Source organism: Candidatus Pantoea floridensis (assembly GCF_900215435.1).
Lineage (GTDB): Bacteria > Pseudomonadota > Gammaproteobacteria > Enterobacterales > Enterobacteriaceae > Pantoea > Pantoea floridensis.
Map to the genome: position 1 here is coordinate 2,310,725 of NZ_OCMY01000001.1, position 22,224 is coordinate 2,332,948.

Annotated in this window: 34 protein-coding genes, 2 tRNA genes and 1 rRNA gene; 31 read left to right on the top strand and 6 right to left on the bottom strand. The window is 50.2% G+C overall.

Annotated features, from left to right (window positions below; genetic code table 11):
* Nucleotides 1–6 precede the first annotated feature (6 nt).
* From rplP to CRO19_RS10950, 23 genes are all read left to right on the top strand, one after another.
* The gene (rplP, locus tag CRO19_RS10840) at nucleotides 7–417 is read left to right on the top strand and encodes a 50S ribosomal protein L16 (RefSeq protein ID WP_002438716.1); all 411 of its coding nucleotides are present in this window, start codon (nucleotides 7–9) and stop codon (nucleotides 415–417) included.
* The gene (gene rpmC, locus CRO19_RS10845; RefSeq protein ID WP_084938330.1) at nucleotides 417–605 is read left to right on the top strand and encodes a 50S ribosomal protein L29; all 189 of its coding nucleotides are present in this window, start codon (nucleotides 417–419) and stop codon (nucleotides 603–605) included. The genes rplP and rpmC overlap by 1 nt, the downstream gene beginning before the upstream one ends.
* The gene (rpsQ, locus tag CRO19_RS10850) at nucleotides 605–859 is read left to right on the top strand and encodes a 30S ribosomal protein S17 (protein ID WP_007891663.1); all 255 of its coding nucleotides are present in this window, start codon (nucleotides 605–607) and stop codon (nucleotides 857–859) included. Before rpmC ends, rpsQ begins: the two co-directional genes overlap by 1 nt.
* 169 nt (nucleotides 860–1,028) lie before the next feature.
* Nucleotides 1,029–1,400, top strand: coding sequence for a 50S ribosomal protein L14 (gene rplN / locus CRO19_RS10855; RefSeq protein ID WP_006120590.1), 372 nt, complete (start codon nucleotides 1,029–1,031; stop codon nucleotides 1,398–1,400).
* 10 nt (nucleotides 1,401–1,410) lie between these two features.
* Nucleotides 1,411–1,725: a 50S ribosomal protein L24 gene (gene rplX, locus CRO19_RS10860; RefSeq protein ID WP_097095832.1), complete on the top strand. Its 315-nt coding sequence runs from the start codon at nucleotides 1,411–1,413 to the stop codon at nucleotides 1,723–1,725.
* Nucleotides 1,726–1,739: 14 nt separating this feature from the next.
* Nucleotides 1,740–2,279 carry a 50S ribosomal protein L5 gene (rplE, locus tag CRO19_RS10865; protein WP_097095833.1) on the top strand — a complete coding sequence of 180 codons (540 nt, stop codon included), beginning with the start codon at nucleotides 1,740–1,742 and terminating at the stop codon, nucleotides 2,277–2,279.
* A gap of 14 nt (nucleotides 2,280–2,293) precedes the next feature.
* Nucleotides 2,294–2,599, top strand: a complete 306-nt coding sequence (gene rpsN, locus CRO19_RS10870; RefSeq protein WP_007891666.1) for a 30S ribosomal protein S14 — start codon at nucleotides 2,294–2,296, stop codon at nucleotides 2,597–2,599.
* A 32-nt stretch (nucleotides 2,600–2,631) separates the two neighbouring features.
* Entirely contained in the window at nucleotides 2,632–3,024 is a 393-nt protein-coding gene (rpsH, locus tag CRO19_RS10875) for a 30S ribosomal protein S8 (RefSeq protein WP_007891668.1), read from the top strand.
* A gap of 12 nt (nucleotides 3,025–3,036) precedes the next feature.
* Nucleotides 3,037–3,570, top strand: a complete 534-nt coding sequence (gene rplF / locus CRO19_RS10880; protein WP_008104735.1) for a 50S ribosomal protein L6 — start codon at nucleotides 3,037–3,039, stop codon at nucleotides 3,568–3,570.
* 9 nt (nucleotides 3,571–3,579) lie between these two features.
* A complete protein-coding gene (gene rplR / locus CRO19_RS10885; protein ID WP_007891678.1) occupies nucleotides 3,580–3,933 on the top strand; it encodes a 50S ribosomal protein L18 in 354 nt (117 codons plus the stop codon).
* A gap of 14 nt (nucleotides 3,934–3,947) precedes the next feature.
* Nucleotides 3,948–4,448: a 30S ribosomal protein S5 gene (gene rpsE, locus CRO19_RS10890; RefSeq protein ID WP_007891679.1), complete on the top strand. Its 501-nt coding sequence runs from the start codon at nucleotides 3,948–3,950 to the stop codon at nucleotides 4,446–4,448.
* 5 nt (nucleotides 4,449–4,453) lie between these two features.
* Complete coding sequence (gene rpmD, locus CRO19_RS10895) at nucleotides 4,454–4,633, top strand: 50S ribosomal protein L30 (protein ID WP_021186404.1); 180 nt, start codon at nucleotides 4,454–4,456, stop codon at nucleotides 4,631–4,633.
* A gap of 3 nt (nucleotides 4,634–4,636) precedes the next feature.
* Complete coding sequence (gene rplO / locus CRO19_RS10900) at nucleotides 4,637–5,071, top strand: 50S ribosomal protein L15 (protein ID WP_097095834.1); 435 nt, start codon at nucleotides 4,637–4,639, stop codon at nucleotides 5,069–5,071.
* A 7-nt stretch (nucleotides 5,072–5,078) separates the two neighbouring features.
* Nucleotides 5,079–6,410: a preprotein translocase subunit SecY gene (gene secY / locus CRO19_RS10905; RefSeq protein WP_007891686.1), complete on the top strand. Its 1,332-nt coding sequence runs from the start codon at nucleotides 5,079–5,081 to the stop codon at nucleotides 6,408–6,410.
* Nucleotides 6,411–6,442: 32 nt separating this feature from the next.
* The gene (rpmJ, locus tag CRO19_RS10910) at nucleotides 6,443–6,559 is read left to right on the top strand and encodes a 50S ribosomal protein L36 (protein WP_004160566.1); all 117 of its coding nucleotides are present in this window, start codon (nucleotides 6,443–6,445) and stop codon (nucleotides 6,557–6,559) included.
* A 146-nt stretch (nucleotides 6,560–6,705) separates the two neighbouring features.
* On the top strand, nucleotides 6,706–7,062 hold the full coding sequence (rpsM, locus tag CRO19_RS10915) for a 30S ribosomal protein S13 (protein ID WP_034830736.1): 357 nt from the start codon (nucleotides 6,706–6,708) through the stop codon (nucleotides 7,060–7,062).
* A gap of 16 nt (nucleotides 7,063–7,078) precedes the next feature.
* Nucleotides 7,079–7,468, top strand: a complete 390-nt coding sequence (rpsK, locus tag CRO19_RS10920; RefSeq protein WP_004160563.1) for a 30S ribosomal protein S11 — start codon at nucleotides 7,079–7,081, stop codon at nucleotides 7,466–7,468.
* 31 nt (nucleotides 7,469–7,499) lie between these two features.
* Nucleotides 7,500–8,120 (top strand): 30S ribosomal protein S4, encoded by a 621-nt coding sequence (rpsD, locus tag CRO19_RS10925; protein ID WP_007891687.1) that lies wholly within the window; start codon nucleotides 7,500–7,502, stop codon nucleotides 8,118–8,120.
* Between the two features lie 25 nt (nucleotides 8,121–8,145).
* Nucleotides 8,146–9,135, top strand: a complete 990-nt coding sequence (locus CRO19_RS10930; RefSeq protein WP_007891688.1) for a DNA-directed RNA polymerase subunit alpha — start codon at nucleotides 8,146–8,148, stop codon at nucleotides 9,133–9,135.
* Between the two features lie 40 nt (nucleotides 9,136–9,175).
* Nucleotides 9,176–9,562, top strand: coding sequence for a 50S ribosomal protein L17 (gene rplQ, locus CRO19_RS10935; RefSeq protein WP_008104728.1), 387 nt, complete (start codon nucleotides 9,176–9,178; stop codon nucleotides 9,560–9,562).
* Nucleotides 9,563–9,675: 113 nt separating this feature from the next.
* The gene (locus tag CRO19_RS10940) at nucleotides 9,676–10,047 is read left to right on the top strand and encodes a DnaJ family domain-containing protein (RefSeq protein WP_097095835.1); all 372 of its coding nucleotides are present in this window, start codon (nucleotides 9,676–9,678) and stop codon (nucleotides 10,045–10,047) included.
* A gap of 1 nt (nucleotide 10,048) precedes the next feature.
* Nucleotides 10,049–10,486 (top strand): Zn(2+)-responsive transcriptional regulator, encoded by a 438-nt coding sequence (gene zntR / locus CRO19_RS10945; RefSeq protein ID WP_097095836.1) that lies wholly within the window; start codon nucleotides 10,049–10,051, stop codon nucleotides 10,484–10,486.
* A 50-nt stretch (nucleotides 10,487–10,536) separates the two neighbouring features.
* Complete coding sequence (locus CRO19_RS10950; RefSeq protein WP_097095837.1) at nucleotides 10,537–10,734, top strand: alternative ribosome-rescue factor A; 198 nt, start codon at nucleotides 10,537–10,539, stop codon at nucleotides 10,732–10,734.
* Between the two features lie 36 nt (nucleotides 10,735–10,770).
* Here CRO19_RS10950 and mscL read toward each other — a convergent pair whose 3' ends face one another.
* The 5 genes from mscL to def form a co-directional block, all read right to left on the bottom strand.
* Nucleotides 10,771–11,184 (bottom strand): large-conductance mechanosensitive channel protein MscL, encoded by a 414-nt coding sequence (gene mscL, locus CRO19_RS10955; protein WP_097095838.1) that lies wholly within the window; start codon nucleotides 11,182–11,184, stop codon nucleotides 10,771–10,773.
* A 111-nt stretch (nucleotides 11,185–11,295) separates the two neighbouring features.
* A complete protein-coding gene (trkA, locus tag CRO19_RS10960) occupies nucleotides 11,296–12,672 on the bottom strand; it encodes a Trk system potassium transporter TrkA (protein WP_097095839.1) in 1,377 nt (458 codons plus the stop codon).
* A gap of 31 nt (nucleotides 12,673–12,703) precedes the next feature.
* Nucleotides 12,704–13,990, bottom strand: coding sequence for a 16S rRNA (cytosine(967)-C(5))-methyltransferase RsmB (gene rsmB, locus CRO19_RS10965; RefSeq protein WP_097095840.1), 1,287 nt, complete (start codon nucleotides 13,988–13,990; stop codon nucleotides 12,704–12,706).
* Between the two features lie 45 nt (nucleotides 13,991–14,035).
* On the bottom strand, nucleotides 14,036–14,980 hold the full coding sequence (gene fmt, locus CRO19_RS10970) for a methionyl-tRNA formyltransferase (protein WP_097095841.1): 945 nt from the start codon (nucleotides 14,978–14,980) through the stop codon (nucleotides 14,036–14,038).
* A 21-nt stretch (nucleotides 14,981–15,001) separates the two neighbouring features.
* Nucleotides 15,002–15,514, bottom strand: a complete 513-nt coding sequence (gene def, locus CRO19_RS10975) for a peptide deformylase (protein WP_008104717.1) — start codon at nucleotides 15,512–15,514, stop codon at nucleotides 15,002–15,004.
* Nucleotides 15,515–15,629: 115 nt separating this feature from the next.
* Here def and dprA point away from each other — a divergent pair, with 115 nt between their 5' ends.
* From dprA to aroE, 5 genes are read left to right on the top strand one after another with little or no spacing between them, the layout of a single operon-like run.
* Complete coding sequence (gene dprA / locus CRO19_RS10980) at nucleotides 15,630–16,754, top strand: DNA-protecting protein DprA (RefSeq protein WP_097095842.1); 1,125 nt, start codon at nucleotides 15,630–15,632, stop codon at nucleotides 16,752–16,754.
* The gene (smg, locus tag CRO19_RS10985; protein ID WP_007891699.1) at nucleotides 16,726–17,199 is read left to right on the top strand and encodes a DUF494 family protein Smg; all 474 of its coding nucleotides are present in this window, start codon (nucleotides 16,726–16,728) and stop codon (nucleotides 17,197–17,199) included. The genes dprA and smg overlap by 29 nt, the downstream gene beginning before the upstream one ends.
* Before the next feature lie 27 nt (nucleotides 17,200–17,226).
* Nucleotides 17,227–17,781 carry a DNA topoisomerase family protein gene (locus CRO19_RS10990; RefSeq protein ID WP_097095843.1) on the top strand — a complete coding sequence of 185 codons (555 nt, stop codon included), beginning with the start codon at nucleotides 17,227–17,229 and terminating at the stop codon, nucleotides 17,779–17,781.
* Nucleotides 17,778–18,353 (top strand): L-threonylcarbamoyladenylate synthase type 1 TsaC, encoded by a 576-nt coding sequence (gene tsaC / locus CRO19_RS10995; protein ID WP_097095844.1) that lies wholly within the window; start codon nucleotides 17,778–17,780, stop codon nucleotides 18,351–18,353. The genes CRO19_RS10990 and tsaC overlap by 4 nt, the downstream gene beginning before the upstream one ends.
* Before the next feature lie 3 nt (nucleotides 18,354–18,356).
* Nucleotides 18,357–19,178, top strand: a complete 822-nt coding sequence (gene aroE, locus CRO19_RS11000) for a shikimate dehydrogenase (protein ID WP_097095845.1) — start codon at nucleotides 18,357–18,359, stop codon at nucleotides 19,176–19,178.
* A 9-nt stretch (nucleotides 19,179–19,187) separates the two neighbouring features.
* On the opposite strand, the gene CRO19_RS11005 is transcribed toward aroE, so the two are convergent.
* Nucleotides 19,188–19,742 carry a gamma carbonic anhydrase family protein gene (locus CRO19_RS11005; protein ID WP_097095846.1) on the bottom strand — a complete coding sequence of 185 codons (555 nt, stop codon included), beginning with the start codon at nucleotides 19,740–19,742 and terminating at the stop codon, nucleotides 19,188–19,190.
* Between the two features lie 492 nt (nucleotides 19,743–20,234).
* On the opposite strand from CRO19_RS11005, the gene CRO19_RS11010 reads away from it, so the two are divergent.
* The 3 genes from CRO19_RS11010 (at nucleotide 20,235) to CRO19_RS11020 (ending at nucleotide 22,144) form a co-directional block, all read left to right on the top strand.
* Nucleotides 20,235–21,775, top strand: a 16S ribosomal RNA gene (locus CRO19_RS11010).
* Between the two features lie 73 nt (nucleotides 21,776–21,848).
* Nucleotides 21,849–21,925 (top strand) — tRNA-Ile (locus CRO19_RS11015).
* A 143-nt stretch (nucleotides 21,926–22,068) separates the two neighbouring features.
* Nucleotides 22,069–22,144: transfer RNA gene (locus tag CRO19_RS11020), tRNA-Ala, on the top strand.
* The last annotated feature ends 80 nt before the right edge of the window (nucleotides 22,145–22,224 follow it).

Sequence of the window (22,224 nt, forward strand, 5' to 3'; positions counted from 1 at the left end):
TCGCTGATGTTACAACCAAAGCGTACGAAATTCCGTAAAGTGCACAAAGGCCGCAACCGTGGTCTGGCGCAAGGTACGGATGTCAGCTTCGGTACTTTCGGTCTGAAAGCTGTTGGCCGTGGTCGTCTGACTGCTCGTCAGATCGAAGCAGCACGTCGTGCTATGACCCGTGCAGTTAAGCGTCAAGGTAAAATTTGGATCCGTGTATTCCCGGACAAACCAATTACCGAGAAGCCGCTGGAAGTGCGTATGGGTAAAGGTAAGGGTAACGTGGAGTATTGGGTTGCCCTCATTCAACCGGGTAAAGTCCTGTATGAAATGGACGGCGTTCCGGAAGAGCTGGCCCGTGAAGCCTTCAAGCTGGCAGCAGCAAAACTGCCTATCAAAACCACCTTTGTTACTAAGACGGTGATGTAATGAAAGCAAATGAGCTGCGTGAAAAAAGCGTTGAAGAGCTGAACACTGAGCTACTTAACCTGCTGCGTGAGCAGTTTAACCTGCGCATGCAAGCAGCATCCGGCCAACTTCAGCAGACCCATCTGTTGAAGCAAGTGCGCCGTAATGTTGCACGTGTTAAGACTTTACTGACTGAGAAGGCGGCGTAATGACCGATAAAATCCGTACTCTGCAGGGTCGTGTTATTAGTGACAAAATGCAGAAATCTGCAGTTGTTGCTATCGAACGTGTCGTGAAACACCCGATCTACGGTAAATTCATCAAGCGTACGACTAAGCTGCACATCCATGACGAGAACAACGAATGCGGTATTGGTGACGTGGTAGAAATCCGCGAAACTCGTCCGCTGTCTAAGACTAAGTCTTGGACGCTGGTTCGCGTTGTAGAGAAAGCGGTTCTGTAATAGAATCCGCTTCCTCTAAAAAATAAAATGAACGGCTCGTCTGAGCCGTTCATTTTTTCTACCCATGTGCGAGAACCGGTGTTATAATGCCGCGCCCTCAATTATGGGGCTTTTTAACGACCTGAGGTTTGGGTCCCGAAGTAGTAGTTGACATTAGCGGAGCACTAAAATGATCCAAGAACAGACTATGCTGAACGTCGCCGACAACTCCGGTGCACGTCGCGTAATGTGTATCAAGGTTCTGGGTGGCTCGCACCGTCGCTACGCAGGCGTCGGCGATATCATCAAAGTGACCATCAAGGAAGCAATTCCTCGTGGCAAGGTGAAAAAAGGTGATGTCCTGAAAGCGGTAGTGGTGCGCACCAGGAAGGGTGTTCGTCGCCCGGACGGTTCTGTCATTCGCTTCGATGGTAATGCATGCGTTATTTTAAACAATAACAGCGAGCAACCTATCGGTACGCGTATTTTTGGGCCGGTAACTCGTGAACTTCGTACTGAAAAGTTCATGAAAATTATCTCTCTGGCACCAGAAGTACTCTAAGGAGCGAGCAATGGCAGCGAAAATCCGTCGTAACGACGAAGTTATCGTGCTTACCGGCAAAGACAAAGGTAAACGCGGTAAAGTAAAGAATGTCCTGACTTCTGGTAAGGTCATCGTTGAAGGTATCAACCTGGTTAAGAAACATCAGAAGCCGGTCCCGGCCCTGAACCAACCAGGCGGCATCGTTGAAAAAGAAGCTGCTATTCAGGTTTCTAACGTTGCACTCTTCAATGCGGCAACCGGCAAGGCTGACCGTGTAGGCTTTAGATTCGAAGACGGCAAAAAAGTCCGTTTCTTCAAGTCTAATAGCGAAACTATCAAGTAATTTGGAGTAGTACGATGGCGAAACTGCATGATTACTACAAAGACGAAGTAGTCCAGAAACTCATGACAGAGTTCGGCTACAATTCTGTCATGCAAGTCCCTCGGGTCGAGAAGATCACCCTGAACATGGGTGTTGGTGAAGCGATCGCTGACAAGAAACTGCTGGATAACGCAGCAGCAGACCTGGCAGCAATCTCCGGTCAAAAACCGCTGATCACCAAAGCACGCAAATCAGTTGCAGGCTTCAAAATCCGTCAGGGCTATCCGATCGGCTGTAAAGTAACTCTGCGCGGCGAGCGCATGTGGGAGTTCTTTGAGCGTCTGATCACTGTTGCTGTACCTCGTATCCGTGACTTCCGTGGTTTATCTGCGAAGTCTTTCGACGGTCGTGGTAACTACAGCATGGGCGTTCGTGAGCAGATCATCTTCCCAGAAATCGATTATGACAAAGTCGATCGCGTTCGTGGTTTGGATATTACCATTACCACTACTGCGAAATCTGATGATGAAGGCCGTGCTCTGCTGGCTGCCTTTGACTTCCCGTTCCGCAAGTAAGGTAGGGTTACTTAATGGCTAAGCAATCTATGAAAGCACGCGAAGTTAAGCGTGTGAAATTAGCAGACAAGTTCTTCGCTAAGCGTGTTGAACTGAAAGCGATCATTTCTGATGTGAACGCGTCCGACGAAGACCGTTGGGATGCCGTTCTCAAGCTGCAGAGTCTGCCGCGTGATTCCAGCCCTTCACGTCAGCGTAACCGCTGCCGTCAGACAGGTCGTCCGCACGGTTTCCTGCGGAAGTTTGGGTTGAGCCGTATCAAGGTCCGTGAAGCCGCAATGCGCGGTGAAATCCCGGGTCTTAAAAAGGCTAGCTGGTAATTGTCACCATTTGAATCACGGGAGTAACACAGATGAGCATGCAAGATCCGATCGCGGATATGCTGACCCGTATCCGTAACGGTCAGGCCGCGAACAAAGTTGCGGTCTCTATGCCTTCCTCCAAGCTGAAAGTGGCAATTGCCAACGTGCTGAAGGAAGAAGGCTATATTGAAGATTTTAAAATCGAAGGCGACATCAAGTCTGAGCTGGAAGTAACACTTAAATATTTCCAGGGCAAGGCTGTGGTTGAGAGCATTCAGCGTGTTAGCCGTCCAGGTCTGCGCATCTATAAGAAAAAAGATGAGCTGCCAAAAGTAATGGCTGGTCTGGGCATCGCTGTAATCTCTACCTCTAAAGGTGTCATGACTGATCGTGCAGCGCGCCAAGCTGGTCTTGGTGGCGAAATTATCTGCTACGTAGCGTAATCGGAGGATAAAATGTCTCGTGTTGCAAAAGCACCTGTCGTTGTTCCTGCGGGCGTAGAGGTAAAACTCAGCGGTCAGGAAGTTTCGATCAAAGGCAAAAACGGCGAGCTGACTCGTACTATCAACAGTGCTGTAGAAGTTAAGCATGCAGACAACGCCCTGACTTTCGCTCCACGCGAAGGTTATGCGGATGGTTGGGCACAAGCAGGTACTGCTCGTGCGCTGCTGAACGGCATGGTTATCGGTGTTACCGAAGGCTTCACCAAGAAGCTGCAACTGGTTGGTGTTGGTTATCGTGCAGCTGTTAAAGGCAACTCTGTGAGCTTGGCCCTGGGCTTCTCTCACCCTGTTGACCATGCACTGCCGGCCGGCATCACTGCTGAATGTCCAACTCAGACTGAGATCGTGCTGAAAGGCGCTGATAAACAGCTGATTGGTCAGGTTGCAGCTGATCTGCGCGCCTACCGTCGTCCTGAGCCTTACAAAGGCAAGGGTGTTCGTTACGCCGACGAAGTCGTGCGTACCAAAGAGGCTAAGAAGAAGTAAGGTAACACTATGGATAAGAAATCTGCTCGTATCCGTCGTGCGACCCGTGCACGTCGCAAGCTCAAAGAGCTGGGTGCTACTCGCCTGGTGGTACATCGTACCCCGCGTCATATCTACGCACAGGTGATCGCCCCGAACGGTTCCGAAGTTCTGGTTGCTGCTTCTACTGTAGAAAAAGCTATTGCCGAACAACTGAAGTATACCGGTAACAAAGACGCCGCTGCAGCTGTAGGTAAAGCTCTGGCTGAGCGCGCTGTTGAGAAAGGCATCAAAAATGTCTCTTTCGACCGTTCCGGGTTCCAATATCATGGTCGTGTCCAGGCACTGGCAGATGCTGCCCGTGAAGCTGGCCTTCAGTTCTAAGGTAGAGGTCTAAGATGTCAAACATCGAGAAACAAGCTGGCGAACTGCAGGAAAAACTGATCGCGGTAAACCGTGTATCTAAAACTGTAAAAGGTGGTCGTATTTTCTCCTTCACCGCACTGACTGTAGTGGGTGATGGTAACGGCCGCGTTGGTTTTGGTTACGGTAAAGCGCGTGAAGTTCCAGCAGCGATCCAGAAAGCGATGGAGAAAGCCCGTCGCAATATGATTAACGTCGCGCTGACTCACGGCACCCTGCAGCACCCTGTTAAAGGTGCTCACACGGGTTCTCGTGTGTTCATGCAGCCGGCTTCTGAAGGTACCGGTATCATCGCCGGCGGTGCAATGCGCGCCGTTTTAGAAGTCGCTGGAGTACATAACGTTCTGGCTAAAGCGTATGGTTCTACTAACCCGATTAACGTGGTTCGTGCAACTATCGATGGCCTGGGCAATATGAATTCTCCGGAAATGGTCGCTGCCAAGCGTGGTAAATCCGTTGAAGAAATTCTGGGGTAATCACGATGGCTAAGACAATTAAAATTACACAAACCCGCAGTTCAATCGGCCGCCTGCCTAAGCACAAAGCGACTCTGGTTGGCTTGGGTCTGCGTCGCATTGGCCACACCGTAGAGCGTGAAGACACGCCTGCAGTACGCGGTATGGTTAACGCGATTTCCTACATGCTGAAAGTGGAGGAGTAAGAGATGCGTTTAAACACTCTGTCTCCGGCCGAAGGGTCTAAACACGCTACTAAGCGTCTGGGTCGTGGTATCGGTTCTGGCCTCGGTAAAACTGGTGGTCGTGGTCACAAAGGTCAGAACTCTCGTTCTGGCGGTGGCGTACGTCGCGGTTTCGAGGGTGGTCAGATGCCTCTGTATCGTCGTCTGCCGAAATTCGGTTTCACCTCTCGCAAAGCAATGATCACCACAGAAGTTCGTCTGTCTGATCTGGCGAAAGTTGAAGGCGGTATTGTTGACCTGAATACGCTGAAAGCGGCCAATATTATCGGTGTTCAGATTGAATTCGCGAAAGTGATTCTCTCTGGTGAAGTTTCTGCACCGGTAACGGTTCGCGGTCTGCGTGTCACCAAAGGTGCTCGTGCTGCAATCGAAGCTGCTGGCGGTAAAATCGAGGAATAAGTAGCAGATGGCAAAGCAACCGGGATTAGATTTTCAAAGTGCCAAAGGTGGCTTTGGTGAACTGAAGCGCAGACTGTTGTTTGTAATCGGTGCACTCATTGTCTTCCGCATTGGCTCTTTTATTCCAATCCCCGGTATCGATGCCACTGTACTTGCCAAACTGCTTGAGCAACAGCGTGGCACCATCATTGAAATGTTTAACATGTTCTCTGGTGGTGCTCTCAGTCGTGCCTCAATCTTCGCGCTGGGTATTATGCCGTACATTTCGGCCTCTATTATTATCCAGCTGTTAACGGTGGTTCATCCGGCGTTAGCTGAGATTAAGAAAGAGGGTGAAGCTGGTCGTCGTAAGATTAGCCAGTACACTCGCTATGGCACACTGGTTCTGGCTGTATTCCAGTCGATCGGTATTGCTACCGGTCTACCGAATATGCCTGGAATGCAAGGACTGGTAATGAATCCAGGCTTTGCATTCTACTTTACCGCTGTTGTAAGTCTGGTTACCGGGACGATGTTCCTGATGTGGCTGGGTGAACAGATTACTGAACGAGGTATCGGCAACGGTATCTCGATCATTATCTTCGCTGGTATCGTTGCGGGTCTCCCGCCGGCCATTGGCCATACCATCGAGCAAGCGCGGCAAGGTGACCTGCACTTCCTTCTGTTGCTGTTGGTTGCAGTTCTAGTATTTGCAGTGACGTTCTTTGTTATTTTCGTAGAGCGTGGCCAGCGCCGCATTGTGGTCAACTACGCTAAACGTCAGCAAGGTCGTCGTGTATATGCTGCACAGAGCACACATTTACCGTTGAAAGTGAACATGGCGGGCGTAATCCCAGCTATTTTTGCTTCCAGCATTATTCTGTTCCCAGCGACCATAGCATCATGGTTCGGGGGCGGAACCGGTTGGAACTGGCTGACAACAATTTCGCTGTATTTGCAACCAGGACAGCCGCTTTATGTGCTACTCTATGCGACTGCAATCATCTTCTTCTGTTTCTTCTATACGGCGTTGGTATTCAACCCACGTGAAACAGCAGATAACCTGAAGAAGTCTGGTGCATTCGTACCGGGAATTCGTCCGGGAGAGCAAACGGCGAAGTATATCGATAAAGTAATGACACGTCTGACCTTAATCGGCGCACTGTATATTACGTTTATCTGCCTGATCCCGGAGTTCATGCGTGATGCTATGAAAGTTCCATTCTACTTTGGCGGTACATCACTGCTCATTGTAGTGGTCGTCATCATGGACTTTATGGCTCAAGTGCAAACTCTGATGATGTCGAGTCAGTACGAGTCTGCATTGAAGAAAGCTAACCTGAAGGGCTACGGCCGTTAATTCGGGTGCTTGAGAAGTTACGGAGAGTAAAAATGAAAGTTCGTGCTTCCGTCAAGAAATTATGTCGTAACTGCAAAATCATTCGCCGCGACGGTGTCGTACGTGTGATTTGCAGCGCCGAGCCAAAGCATAAACAGCGCCAAGGCTGATATTGTCACATATTTTTCTTGCAAAGTCGGGTTGAGCTGGCTAGATTAGCCAGCCAATCTTTTGTATGTCGATGCGTTACCATTTGAGTATCCTGAAAACGGGCTTTTCAGCATGGGACGCATTTGTTTAATTATAGGAGTGCATAGTGGCCCGTATAGCAGGCATTAACATTCCTGATCAAAAACATACCGTGATCGCATTAACTTCGATCTTCGGTATCGGTAAGACCCGTTCTAAAGCCATCTGCGCTTCAACGGGTATCGCTGAAAATGTTAAGATCAGAGAGCTGTCTGAAGAACAAATTGAACAGCTGCGTGAAGCAGTTGGTAAATTCGTTGTTGAAGGTGATCTGCGCCGTGAAATCACCCTGAGCATCAAGCGTCTGATGGACCTTGGCTGCTATCGTGGTTTACGCCATCGTCGTGGTCTGCCAGTACGCGGTCAGCGTACTAAGACCAATGCACGTACCCGTAAGGGTCCGCGTAAACCGATCAAGAAATAATCGGGGTGAGTAAATAATGGCAAAGGCACCAGTTCGTGCACGTAAGCGTGTAAGAAAACAAGTCTCAGATGGCGTGGCTCATGTCCATGCATCTTTTAACAACACCATCGTTACCATTACTGATCGTCAGGGTAACGCACTGGGTTGGGCAACCGCCGGTGGTTCCGGTTTCCGCGGTTCACGTAAATCTACTCCGTTTGCTGCCCAGGTAGCTGCAGAGCGCTGTGCAGAAGCAGTGAAAGATTACGGTATTAAGAATCTGGAAGTTATGGTTAAGGGTCCAGGTCCAGGCCGCGAATCAACAATTCGTGCTCTGAACGCTGCTGGTTTCCGCATCACTAATATTACTGATGTGACTCCAATCCCTCACAACGGTTGTCGTCCGCCGAAAAAACGTCGCGTTTAACGCCCGTTTTTAGGTTAGTTGGAGAAAGAAAATGGCAAGATATTTGGGTCCTAAGCTCAAGCTGAGCCGTCGTGAGGGTACCGACTTATTCCTTAAGTCTGGCGTTCGCGCGATCGATACCAAGTGCAAAATTGAACAACCACCTGGTCAGCATGGTGCGCGTAAACCGCGTCTCTCTGACTACGGCGGCCAGTTGCGTGAAAAGCAAAAAGTTCGTCGTATGTACGGCGTGCTGGAGCGTCAGTTCCGCAACTACTATAAAGAAGCAGCACGTCTGAAAGGCAACACAGGTGAAAACCTGCTGGCTCTGCTGGAAGGCCGTCTGGATAACGTAGTTTACCGTATGGGCTTTGGCGCCACTCGTGCAGAAGCACGTCAGCTGGTTAGCCATAAATCTATCCTGGTGAACGGCCGCGTTGTTAACATCGCTTCTTATCAGGTATCTCCGAATGATGTCGTAAGCATCCGTGAGAAAGCCAAACAGCAATCTCGCGTGAAGGCCGCTCTGGAGCTGGCTGAGCAGCGTGAAAAGCCAACCTGGCTGGAAGTTGATGCTACTAAGATGGAAGGTGTGTTCAAGCGTATTCCTGAACGTACCGATCTGTCTGCGGACATTAACGAACACCTGATCGTCGAGCTTTACTCTAAGTAAAGCTTAGTACCAAAGAGAGGACACAATGCAGGGTTCTGTGACAGAGTTTCTAAAACCGCGCCTGGTAGATATCGAGCAAGTGAGTTCGACGCACGCCAAGGTGACCCTTGAGCCGTTAGAGCGTGGCTTTGGCCATACTCTTGGTAACGCACTGCGCCGTATTCTGCTTTCTTCCATGCCGGGTTGCGCGGTGACCGAGGTTGAGATTGATGGTGTGCTTCATGAGTACTCCACCAAAGAGGGCGTACAGGAAGATATCCTGGAAATCCTGCTTAACCTGAAAGGGTTGGCGGTAAGAGTTCAGGGCAAAGATGAAGTTATCCTTACTCTGAATAAATCTGGCATTGGCCCTGTGACTGCAGCCGACATCACCCACGACGGTGATGTTGAAATCGTCAAGCCGCAGCATGTGATCTGCCATCTGACCGATGAAAACGCATCTATTAGCATGCGTATCAAAGTTCAGCGTGGTCGTGGTTATGTGCCGGCTTCTGCCCGAATTCATTCGGAAGAAGATGAGCGCCCAATCGGCCGTCTGTTGGTTGACGCTTGCTACAGCCCTGTAGACCGTATTGCCTACAATGTTGAAGCAGCGCGTGTAGAACAGCGTACCGACCTGGACAAGCTGGTCATCGAAATGGAAACCAATGGCACAATCGATCCTGAAGAGGCGATTCGTCGTGCGGCGACCATCCTGGCAGAACAACTGGAAGCTTTCGTTGACTTACGTGATGTACGTCAGCCGGAAGTGAAAGAAGAGAAACCAGAATTCGATCCGATCCTGCTGCGCCCTGTTGACGATCTGGAATTGACTGTCCGCTCTGCTAACTGCCTTAAGGCAGAAGCTATCCACTACATCGGTGATCTGGTACAGCGTACCGAGGTTGAGCTGCTTAAAACGCCTAACCTGGGTAAAAAATCTCTTACCGAGATTAAAGATGTGCTTGCTTCACGTGGTTTGTCTCTGGGCATGCGCCTAGAAAACTGGCCACCGGCAAGCATTGCTGATGAATAACCGGATCACAGGTTAAGGTTTCACTGAGAAGGATAAGGTCATGCGCCATCGTAAGAGTGGTCGTCAACTGAACCGCAACAGCAGCCATCGTCAGGCTATGTTCCGCAACATGGCTGGTTCTCTGGTTCGTCATGAGATCATTAAGACGACTCTGCCGAAAGCCAAAGAGCTGCGCCGCGTAGTTGAGCCGCTGATTACTCTTGCCAAGACCGACAGCGTAGCTAATCGTCGTCTGGCATTCGCCCGCACTCGTGATAACGAGATCGTGGCAAAACTGTTTAACGAGCTGGGCCCGCGTTTCGCGAGCCGTGCCGGTGGTTACACTCGCATTTTGAAGTGTGGCTTCCGTGCTGGTGACAACGCTCCGATGGCTTACATCGAGCTGGTTGATCGTCCAGAAGCTCAAGCAGAAGCTACTGCAGAGTAATTTGCAGTAACGTAAAAGACCCGCTTCGGCGGGTTTTTTATTGTCCGTAATTCCTTTCCATTTCCTCCTCTTTCGCTATGCTGCTGGCAGATATCACCGTCTGGGGTTCACTTATGTGGCTAATCGATCAACTTGTTGAGCAGCACATCCGCGAGGCTCAGGAAAAAGGTGAGCTGAGCAATCTGCCCGGTGAGGGTGCACCTTTACATTTAGAGGATGATAGCGGAGTGCCGGTAGAACTACGCACTGCTTATCGCCTGTTGAAAAACTCCGGCTATTTGCCCCCGGAACTGGAGATGCGTCGCGAAGCATTAGCACTTCATGACTTATTACGAGAATTAAATCCAGATAATGAAAAAGCGCGGGAATTATCGAAACATTTAACGCTGCTTAAAATAAAGCTTCACCAGGCTGGAATCAGTACCGACTTCCTGCACGGTGAATATAGCGACGTTATTCATCAACGTTTGCAGCAGGAGGAATAGCATGTATCGGATCGGCCAGCTGGCAAAAATGGCGGATGTTACGCCCGATACCATCCGCTTTTATGAAAAACAGCAGATGATGAATCACGAGGTACGTACCGAAGGTGGCTTTCGTCTTTACAACGAGGACGATTTACAACGCCTGCGTTTTATTCGCTATGGTCGTCAACTCGGATTTAGTCTGGATTCAATCCGCGGTCTTTTGTCGATCCGTATCGATCCGGAACATCATACCTGCCAGGAATCAAAAGCCATTGTTGCGAAGCGTTTGGACGAAGTGAATGGCATGATCGCAGAATTGCAGACGATCCAACGATCGTTGCACCGTTTAGCCGAAACTTGCTGCGGTGATTTGCATAGCAGCGCCTGCTGTTCAATTCTGGAGGCCCTGGAAAAGGGTGAAGAGCCTCATCCTGAAATTTGTTGCAGCAAGGATTGAGTTTTGTAATGAAAGGAATATAGTTGCGCCGTTACTAATCGGAGGACAAGATGAGCCGCTATCAGCATCAAAAAGGTAAAATCAAGGATAATGCACTTGAAGCACTGCTACATGATCCGCTGTTTCGTCAGCGTATTGAAAAGAATGAGAAAGGAAAGGGCAGCTATCAACGAAAAGACAAACACGCAAAAGGGCGTAACTGGGAGGCCAGTGATAAGCAGAAAAGTTTATCACTGGCCTTCTGCTAACAATCAAAAAAGCCGCCTAATTCAGGCGGCTTTTTATCATAATTTTTCTTGATTATTTTGCTTTAACAGATCGCGAATTTCAGTAAGCAGTAACTCTTCATTCGTTGGCTTTGGTGCAGCCTTTTCAACTTCTTTTTTCTGATACAGCTTATTCATTACTTTAATTGCCAGGAAGATGGCAAAGGCAACAATCACAAAATCAAAAACGGTCTGAATAAAATTACCGTACTCCATAACCACTGCCGGGATATCACCTTCTGCAGGTTTTAATACCCATTTAAACTGTTTGAAATCGACGCCGCCAATCAGCAAGCCAAGGGGTGGCATAATGATGTTAGCGACTAATGAGGATACAATCTTGCCGAAAGCGGCACCAATGATCACACCGACAGCCAGATCTACTACGTTCCCGCGCATTGCAAAATCACGAAACTCTTTGAATAAACTCATTGTTATCTCCTTGCCTTGGCCAATTGCTAAAGTCTAACAAACCTTCGCGCAATTGCCATTATAACAACGGATTAAGCGTAATTTTTGGCTGCGGGCCAGAACCCGCAGTATTTAGAGGAAGAAAGGACTCGGCTGGAAAAGACGCTCAACATCCGGGACAAATTTCTTATCTGTCAGGAACATAATTACATGGTCGCCTTGTTCTACACGTACATTATCATTTGCAATGATGACTTCATCACCGCGGACAACGGCACCAATTATCGTTCCGGGTGGTAGTTTAATATCTTCTATTAACCGTCCAACCACGCGCGAAGTGGTTTCATCGCCGTGTGCGATGGCTTCGATAGCTTCAGCAATGCCGCGACGTAGTGATGAGACGCCGACAATATCGGCTTTACGAACATGGCTCAATAAAGCGGAGATAGTGGCTTGTTGTGGAGAGATCGCAATGTCGATCACGCTTCCTTGCACCAGATCTACATAGGCGCGGCGCTGGATCAGCACCATTACTTTTTTAGCCCCCATTTTCTTAGCCAGCATTGCTGACATAATGTTGGCTTCATCATCATTGGTAACGGCAATGAAGAGATCGACCTGATCAACATGCTCTTCGGCCAGCAGTTCCTGATCCGAAGCATCGCCATAAAAAACAATGGTATCGTGTAGACGTTCAGCCAGTTCTGCCGCGCGTTGTTGATTGCGCTCAATTAACTTCACGCTATATTGTTTTTCCAGACGCTGCGCCAGGCCAAAGCCGATATTGCCGCCACCAACCAGCATGATGCGTTTATAAGGTTTTTCCAGGCGCTGCATCTCGCTCATTACCGCGCGAATATGCTGACTCGCTGCAATAAAGAACACCTCATCGCCGGCCTCTACGATAGTGGAACCTTGCGGGCGAATCGGACGATCTTGGCGGAAAATGGCGGCGACACGAGTATCAATATGCGGCATATGCTCACGCATGATAGATAAAGGGTTTCCTACCAGCGGGCCACCGTAATAAGCTTTTACTACCGCAAGGCTCACTTTGCCTTCGGCAAAATTGACTACCTGAAGCGCGCCTGGATACTGGATAAGACGATAGATGTTATCAATAACCAACTGTTCCGGAGAAATCAGATGATCAATAGGTACTGCTTCAGGCACAAACAATTTCTCAGCATCGCGTAAATATTCTGCCGCACGGATCCGCGCGATGCGGTTTGGTGTATTAAAAAGTGAATAGGCAATCTGGCAAGCCACCATATTGGTTTCGTCGGAGTTGGTTACCGCCACCAACATGTCGGCATCTTCGGCACCCGCTTCGCGCAGGATTCGTGGGTGCGAACCATGGCCATGTACAACGCGCAGGTCAAATTTGTCTTGCAGCAGTCGCAGTCGGGCCGCATCGCTATCAACTACCGTAATATCGTTGTTTTCCCCCACCAGATTTTCTGCGAGGGTTCCGCCGACCTGACCGGCGCCGAGGATAATGATTTTCATGGCTTAGATGCTCTTGTCAGAGTGTGCCGCACTATTTTTTCATCAGCTTAGCGTAGAAGAAGCCGTCACCGCCATCGACGGTTGGGAATACCTGCCAGCCATTGATTTGTCCTTGTGGGATTGCCACTGCTACGGCATCACCGTGTGCCGCTAAAAAAGCACTGATTTGCTGATGGTTTTCTTCAGGCAGGATTGAACAAGTGGCGTAAATCATTGTGCCGCCGGACTTCAGGCGTGGCCAAACGGCCTCGAGAATTTCACGCTGCAAATTCGCCAGCTCAGAAATATCTCGATCGCGTCGCAACCACTTGATGTCTGGATGGCGGCGAATAACGCCAGTGGCTGAGCAAGGTGCATCCAGCAAGATGCGATCAAACTGCCTGTCGCCACACCACTCTGCCGGTGTACGCCCGTCCCCCTGGCGCACCTCGGCCTGCATACCCAAGCGTTGCAGATTTTCATGCACGCGGAGCAAACGTTGCTGATCAATATCGACGGCTAATACTTTTGCCTGCGGGGCAATTTCAAGAATATGTGTGGTTTTGCCCCCTGGCGCGGCGCAGAGATCGAGAATGGATTCACCATCCTTAGGCTCCAGCAGCAGCGCGCAACGTTGTGCTGAGAGATCCTGCACCGTCACCCAGCCTTGTTCGAAACCTGGCAGATGGCTAACTGGAGCGGGAAACTCAAGACGCAAGGCATCGGATGCGTCGCCCGCGAAAGCCACTTTCTCTTCTGCCTGCAGTAACGCCAGCCAGGCATCGCGATCGTGATGCTGGCGATTGACGCGTAGCCACATCGGCGGCCTCTGATTGTTTGCTTCAACAATGTGCTGCCACTGTTCTGGCCATGCCGCCTGCAGACGTTTCAATAACCAGCCGGGATGCCAGTAACGTTGTGTACCTTGAGCGACTTCGGCTAGCAGTGTTTCCTGCTGGCGCTGGAACTGGCGTAGTACGCCATTGAGTAGACCTTTCAAATTTGCGCGCTTAAGAGCTTCAGCACCCGCAACGGTTTCTGCCAGAGCTGCATGCGCAGGTACGCGGGTGTAGACTAACTGATAAAGCCCCACCATCATCAAATAATGCAACACACGCTGTTTACCGGTTAAGGTGCGCTCCATCAATTTACCAATTAAGGCTTCCAGCTGTGGCAATGTGCGCATCACGCCGAAGCACAGCTCTTGCAGCAGTGCGCCATCTTTATCGGATAACGTTTTTTGCGCACCAGGCAAAACAGCGCTAAGCGATTCGCCTTTATCCACAACGCGTTCGATGAGTTGCGCGGCCAGGCTACGCAGGTTGATTGTCTTTTTCATTTTCATTTATCAAACAAAAAGCCCGGTTTAACCGGGCTTGGAGGATCAGGCCAAAACAGTTCCAGGAGTGAACCATTCACGGCGCGAATTTAGCAGGTCCTGTGCGGACATGGCTTTTTTACCGGCAGGTTGGAGTGACAGTAGATTGAGCACGCCATCGGCTGTCGCAATCTGAATACCCTGTTTATCGGCATGCAGTATCTCACCCGGTTGTTTATTTTGATGCGGCAAAACGCTCGCCTGCCACACCTTTACCGGCTGTTCATCCACCATGAAGTAGCTCATTGGCCATGGATTGAAGGCACGGATACAACGTTCCAACTGCACAGCAGAAAGCGACCAATCGAGGCGCGCCTCCTCTTTGCTCAGCTTTTCCGCGTAAGAGACTAGCGCTTCATCTTGCACTTCAGGCTGAGCCTGACCACTTGCCAGCAAATCCAGCGTTAACAGCATGCCCTGTGGACCGAGCTGTGCCAGCTTTTCATAGAGTGAAGCGCTCGTGTCTTCCGCGGTAATTGGACAAGAAAGCTTATGCAGCATGTCACCGGTATCGAGGCCAACATCCATTTGCATGATGGTCACACCGGTTTCATTGTCCCCAGCCCAAAGAGAACGTTGAATTGGGGCGGCACCGCGCCAGCGCGGCAAAAGCGAACCGTGCACATTAATACAACCCAGGCGCGGCATTGTCAGCACTGCTTTCGGCAGGATCAAACCATATGCGACAACCACCATAATGTCGGCCTGCAGATCGGCAACCAGCTGCTGATTCTCTTCAGGCTTCAAGGATTTCGGTTGATACACTGGCACATCATGTGCCTGTGCCAGCACTTTTACTGGACTCGGTGTGAGTTTATTTCCGCGTCCGGCAGGACGATCGGGCTGGGTAAAGACACCAATAACCTGATGCTCAGAAGCAAGCAGCGCGTCAAGATGACGCGCTGCGAAGTCAGGTGTACCGGCAAAGATAATTTTGAGCGGTGCAGACACAGTTTAACCTTCTATTCGCGCTTAATCTTCGCGTGCGTTAAGGCGGGCCAACTTTTCCAGTTTCTGTTTAATACGCTGACGTTTAAGTGGCGACAGATAATCAATGAAGAGTTTGCCATCAAGATGATCGATTTCATGCTGGATACAAATCGCCAGCAGGCCATCGGTTTCAAGCTCAAAGCTTTTACCATCGCGATCCTGCGCACGCACTTTGACCCATTCAGCCCGCGGTACAAACGCGCGTTGCTCAGGGATAGAAAGGCAGCCTTCTTCAATCCCGGTTTCACCGCTTTTCTCTAGCAATTCCGGGTTGATGAGAACCAAACGCTCGTCACGATTTTCAGAAACATCAATCACAATGATGCGCTGATGAATATCAACCTGAGTCGCCGCTAAGCCAATACCTTCTTCGGCGTACATGGTTTCGAACATGTCGTCGACAATACGCTGAACGTCTGCGTTTACGGTAGCCACCGGCGCAGCGATTTTGCGAAGGCGATCATCAGGGAAATGTAATACCTGCAAAACTGACATAAATATCCAGATCTGTATGCGTTAAAGAAAAGATTACTGCCTCATATTGTAGACTTTTTGATGCCCGATTGACAGCATTGCACCGCATGATAGCGCGGCTGACAGGGAGTTTGGCATGGAGAAAATTGAATGGATGCTCAGGTTGGCAAATGTTAAAGGATTAAGCAGTCAGCTTGTCAGACATTTAGCCTTGGCGCTGCAGGATAGTGCCCCTGTTGATGATGGCCTCTTGTCAGATCATGGATTGAGCGAAATACAGCGGCAACAGTTTAGGGAGCTATGTCCGCGCCAATTAGAAAGAACGTATTTATGGCTAGAGCATGAAGAGCATCATTTAGTTGCCTGCATAGATGAAGATTATCCTTCGGCGTTAACGGAAATCAGCCGACGTCCATCATTGCTGTATGTCGCCGGAAGTGTGAATGCTCTGCAAACACCGCAACTGGGCGTGGTAGGGAGCCGTCATTGCACCCATTATGGCAAACAATGGGGAAGCTGGTTTACTCAGCAATTGGCGCTAAGTGGATTAACTATTACCAGTGGTTTAGCTCGCGGCATTGATGGCGTGGCGCATCGAGCTGCGTTAGAGGCACAGGGTAAAACCGTGGCGGTGTTGGGGAGTGGTCTGCAACATATCTACCCTAAAAGCCATCAATCGCTGGCGCGAGAAATCATTAGCAGTGGCGGCGCACTGATTTCTGAATTCCCACTTGATATGGCCCCGCATGCGGTCAACTTTCCTCGACGTAATCGTATCATCAGTGGTTTGAGCTTGGGGGTGTTGGTGATAGAGGCCTCGCTGAAAAGCGGTTCGTTAGTTACAGCACGCTATGCTTTGGAACAAAATCGTAACGTTTATGCGTTACCCGGTTCGCTTGGCAATCCAGGTAGCGAAGGAACACACTGGCTTATCCAGCAAGGGGCGCTTCTGGTGGCGCACCCCAACAATATTCTTGAGGACTTACATTCAACGCTGCAATGGTTGCCCGATAGCACTTCAGAAACAATATATTCACAAGACAGTGACGATGTTCCATTGCCATTTGCAACTGTGTTGGCTAACGTAGGTGATGAGGTTACACCTGTTGACGTCGTCGCTGAACGTGCCGGCCAACCTGTGCCAGTTACCGCAGCCCATTTGCTGGAGCTGGAGTTAGCAGGATGGATCGCAGCTGTACCCGGCGGCTATGTCCGATTGAGGAGGGCATGCCATGTTCGACGTACTTATGTACTTGTTTGAGACATATATCCACAACGAAGCTGAAATGCGCGTTGATCAGGATAAATTGACCGATGACTTAACCGACGCCGGTTTTCATCGTGAAGATATCTACAATGCGTTGAATTGGCTTGAACGGTTAGCGGATTATCAGGAAGGCTTGGTTGCGCCTGTGCTCATGGCAAACGATCCGCTCTCCATGCGAATCTACACGGAAGAGGAAAATCAGCGTTTAGATGCCGAGTGTCGCGGTTTTATTTTGTTCCTGGAGCAGGTTCAGGTGCTGAATATGGAAACGCGCGAGATGGTCATCGAACGTGTAATGGCCCTCGATACCCTGGAATTCGATCTTGAAGATCTCAAATGGGTGGTGTTGATGGTGCTGTTTAACATTCCAGGATGTGAAAACGCCTATCAGCAAATGGAAGAACTGTTATTCGACGTCAATGAAGGTATGCTGCATTAATAATCTTCGATTAATGCAACCGGTAATATGAGTAAATCAGCACTATTCTCCGTGCCTAAACACGATCCCTGCCCCGCTTGCGGGGCAGAATTAGTTATACGCTCTGGCAAACACGGTCCTTTCCTGGGGTGTGTCAATTATCCAACCTGTGATTACATTCGTCCGCTGAAGAGCCATGGCGATGGGCACGTTGTTAAAGTGCTGGAAGGACATGCCTGCCCGAAATGTGGTGCAGACAAAGTTCTGCGGCAGGGACGCTTTGGCATGTTCATTGGTTGTAGCCACTATCCCGAGTGCGATTACACAGAAACCATCGACAAGCCTGATGAAACAGCCATTGCTTGTCCGCAATGTCAGAGCGGTAAACTCGTACAGCGTCGCTCGCGATATGGCAAAACTTTTCACTCGTGCGATCGCTATCCAGATTGTCAGTTTGCAATTAATGCAACGCCGATTGAAGGTGTTTGCCCGCATTGTCAGTTCCCCTTATTAATAGAGAAGAAAACCGCACAGGGCATGAAGCGCTTTTGCGCCAGCAAACGCTGCGGTAAGCCAATCGTTCAGGACCAAGAATCATCATGAAGCCAAGTCAGTATTTAGCAGGAAGCCTCGATTTTTGTATTGAGCAACTCCAGCAGCAGGAAGTTATCGCTTACCCAACCGAAGCCGTATTCGGCTTGGGCTGCGATCCCGATAGCGAAAATGCCGTAATGGCGCTGCTGGCGCTCAAGCAGCGTCCAGTCGATAAAGGTCTTATTCTGATTGCAGCTGATTACGCGCAACTTGAACCTTACATCGCCGATCGTGAACTTACTGTACTTCAGCGCGAACGTATGTTTGCGAGCTGGCCCGGCCCGGTGACTTATGTGGTGCCCGCGTCGCCACACACGCCGCGCTGGCTCACTGGACGATTTGATTCACTGGCGATCCGCGTTAGCGATCATCCTGATGTCCAGGCTTTATGCCGTGGTTTTGGCAAACCGCTGGTTTCGACCAGTGCCAATCTTTCCGGTGAGCCGCCTTGTCGTAATGTGGAAGAAATTGCCCAGCAATTTGGTGCTGAGTTTCCAGTATTACACGCTGAAACCGGTGGACGCCTGAATCCTTCTGAGATCCGCGACGTTATTAGCGGTGAACTTATTCGCCAGGGTTAATTTATGAAAAACTTTGCCGTTTTTGGTAATCCCATTGCCCACAGCAAATCACCTTTTATCCATAGCCTCTTTGCTGAGCAAACCGGCATTGATCATCGATATGGCAGTGAATGTGCACCCTTAGAGGGTTTTCCCCAGTCGATCACAGACTTCTTTGCGAATGGTGGTAAAGGGGCCAATGTCACGCTGCCTTTCAAACAGCAGGCATGGGAATTTGCGGATGAGCTTAGCGAACGCGCGGCATTGTCCGGGGCGGTGAACACATTAAAGAAAGATGCGCAGGGCAAGATCTTTGGTGATAACACGGATGGTATTGGTTTGCTAAGCGATCTGGAACGCTTGCAGATGATCCAGTCGGACGATCGTATCCTGCTGGTGGGGGCCGGTGGTGCAGCGCGAGGCGTGATCCTACCGCTTCTCTCTTTTGGTTGTTCATTAGTGGTGGTGAACCGCACGGTTGAACGTGCCGAGCAGCTGGCAAATATTTTCCAACATAATGGGGAAATCAAAGCGGCCAGCTTCGAGCAATTAGCGGGTCAGCAATTTGATCTGATCATTAATGCGACTTCAAGCGGTGTCGATGGCAAGGTGCCGGCGTTAGCTGCATCGCTTATTAATCCACAAACGCGTTGCTATGACATGTTTTATCAACAGGGGTTGACGCCATTTCTACAGTGGTGCCAGCAGCAGGGCGCAAAGCAGCTGGCAGATGGTGTTGGCATGCTGGTGGGACAAGCCGCTCATGCTTTCCAACTGTGGCATGGCGTGATGCCACAGATCACGCCAGTAATTACCACGCTAAAGCAGGCGATGCAGCAGCGATAAATTTGACGATCAAGAATGGACTTTGCTTTCCTGATCGAGATACTCATTCTTCCAACTCACGTAATTGTTGGATGAATAGAGCAGCCCGGCGATTTCAGCTTCACTCAGCGGTCGTACTTGTTTAACCGGGCTGCCCAAATAGAGGTAGCCACTCTCCAGTCGTTTGCCTGGCGGCACCAAACTACCAGCGCCAATCATCACATCATCTTCAACAATTACACCATCCAGCAGAATCGATCCCATACCAACCAGTACACGATTTCCGATAGTACAGCCGTGCAACATCGCTTTATGGCCCACCGTCACGTCTTCGCCAATGAGCAGTGGAAAACCTTCTGGGTTGCTGGTGGATTTATGCGTGACGTGCAGTACGCTGCCGTCCTGGATATTGCTTCTTTTACCAATCACCACTCTATTTACGTCACCACGAATCGCAACCAGCGGCCAAATGCTGACGTCATCGGCGAGCTGTACTTCACCCACCACCACGCTGCTGCAATCGATCATCACGCGATCGCCGGCTTGCGGAAAATGGTTCTTATAAGGTCGTAGGGCTATAGACATGATCTTCTCCTTTTACATTTTTACCTAAGCCTGCGGTTTAAAAGCCGGATAAACAAGATGATTTTTGAACAGATCGCTCGCGATCGCAGCGAAAAGAATGAAAACTCGCCAGTCGATTAAAAAGATCGAAAAAAGGGGTTGTGCAAAAAATTCGGATCCCTATAATGCGCCACCACTGAGACGGCAAAGCGGCAACGCAGGCGGCTCAGCAGGGAGTGAAGAAATTCATCCCGCCGGATGAAAACGCTGAAAAAAGTGTTTGACTCTGAAGAGGGAAAGCGTAATATACGCCACCTCGCGACAGGCGGTTAACCCGCTGCTCGCACTGCTCTTTAACAATTTATCAGACAATCTGTGTGGGCACTCGCAGGATTGATATCAGCGTCTCCGGACGCAACAAAATATCAAAGCCTCACGAGTGAACACATAATGAAATTCATTATGACGTTTTACAGATGAGCATCGCTGCACTTGTTGCAGCAAATCAAACTTAAATTGAAGAGTTTGATCATGGCTCAGATTGAACGCTGGCGGCAGGCCTAACACATGCAAGTCGGACGGTAGCACAGAGAGCTTGCTCTCGGGTGACGAGTGGCGGACGGGTGAGTAATGTCTGGGAAACTGCCCGATGGAGGGGGATAACTACTGGAAACGGTAGCTAATACCGCATAACGTCGCAAGACCAAAGTGGGGGACCTTCGGGCCTCACACCATCGGATGTGCCCAGATGGGATTAGCTAGTAGGTGGGGTAATGGCTCACCTAGGCGACGATCCCTAGCTGGTCTGAGAGGATGACCAGCCACACTGGAACTGAGACACGGTCCAGACTCCTACGGGAGGCAGCAGTGGGGAATATTGCACAATGGGCGCAAGCCTGATGCAGCCATGCCGCGTGTATGAAGAAGGCCTTCGGGTTGTAAAGTACTTTCAGCGGGGAGGAAGGCGGTGAGGTTAATAACCTCACCGATTGACGTTACCCGCAGAAGAAGCACCGGCTAACTCCGTGCCAGCAGCCGCGGTAATACGGAGGGTGCAAGCGTTAATCGGAATTACTGGGCGTAAAGCGCACGCAGGCGGTCTGTCAAGTCGGATGTGAAATCCCCGGGCTTAACCTGGGAACTGCATTCGAAACTGGCAGGCTAGAGTCTTGTAGAGGGGGGTAGAATTCCAGGTGTAGCGGTGAAATGCGTAGAGATCTGGAGGAATACCGGTGGCGAAGGCGGCCCCCTGGACAAAGACTGACGCTCAGGTGCGAAAGCGTGGGGAGCAAACAGGATTAGATACCCTGGTAGTCCACGCCGTAAACGATGTCGACTTGGAGGTTGTTCCCTTGAGGAGTGGCTTCCGGAGCTAACGCGTTAAGTCGACCGCCTGGGGAGTACGGCCGCAAGGTTAAAACTCAAATGAATTGACGGGGGCCCGCACAAGCGGTGGAGCATGTGGTTTAATTCGATGCAACGCGAAGAACCTTACCTACTCTTGACATCCACGGAACTTGGCAGAGATGCCTTGGTGCCTTCGGGAACCGTGAGACAGGTGCTGCATGGCTGTCGTCAGCTCGTGTTGTGAAATGTTGGGTTAAGTCCCGCAACGAGCGCAACCCTTATCCTTTGTTGCCAGCGGGTAATGCCGGGAACTCAAAGGAGACTGCCAGTGATAAACTGGAGGAAGGTGGGGATGACGTCAAGTCATCATGGCCCTTACGAGTAGGGCTACACACGTGCTACAATGGCGCATACAAAGAGAAGCGACCTCGCGAGAGCAAGCGGACCTCATAAAGTGCGTCGTAGTCCGGATCGGAGTCTGCAACTCGACTCCGTGAAGTCGGAATCGCTAGTAATCGTAGATCAGAATGCTACGGTGAATACGTTCCCGGGCCTTGTACACACCGCCCGTCACACCATGGGAGTGGGTTGCAAAAGAAGTAGGTAGCTTAACCTTCGGGAGGGCGCTTACCACTTTGTGATTCATGACTGGGGTGAAGTCGTAACAAGGTAACCGTAGGGGAACCTGCGGTTGGATCACCTCCTTACCTGAAGATACCTTCCCGCGAAGTGCTCACACAGATTGTCTGATAGAAAGTAACGAGCAGAAAAAACCTCTACAGGCTTGTAGCTCAGGTGGTTAGAGCGCACCCCTGATAAGGGTGAGGTCGGTGGTTCAAGTCCACTCAGGCCTACCAAATTCGCACTCACGCTGCGTTATGTCTCCGGCTCGCATAGTTCACTATGCTTCGCGGAAACATGCCTTGCCTGAGCACGAATTGCATTTCTCAGGAAATGTACTCGGTTGAGTGGTAGTAGATGGTCTCTGCAGTAACTGTATGGGGCTATAGCTCAGCTGGGAGAGCGCCTGCCTTGCACGCAGGAGGTCAGCGGTTCGATCCCGCTTAGCTCCACCATTACAGTGACTCAAAACAATACTTCAGAGCAAACCGGAAACGGTGTGCTGCGAAGTATTATGCTCTTTAACAATCCGGAA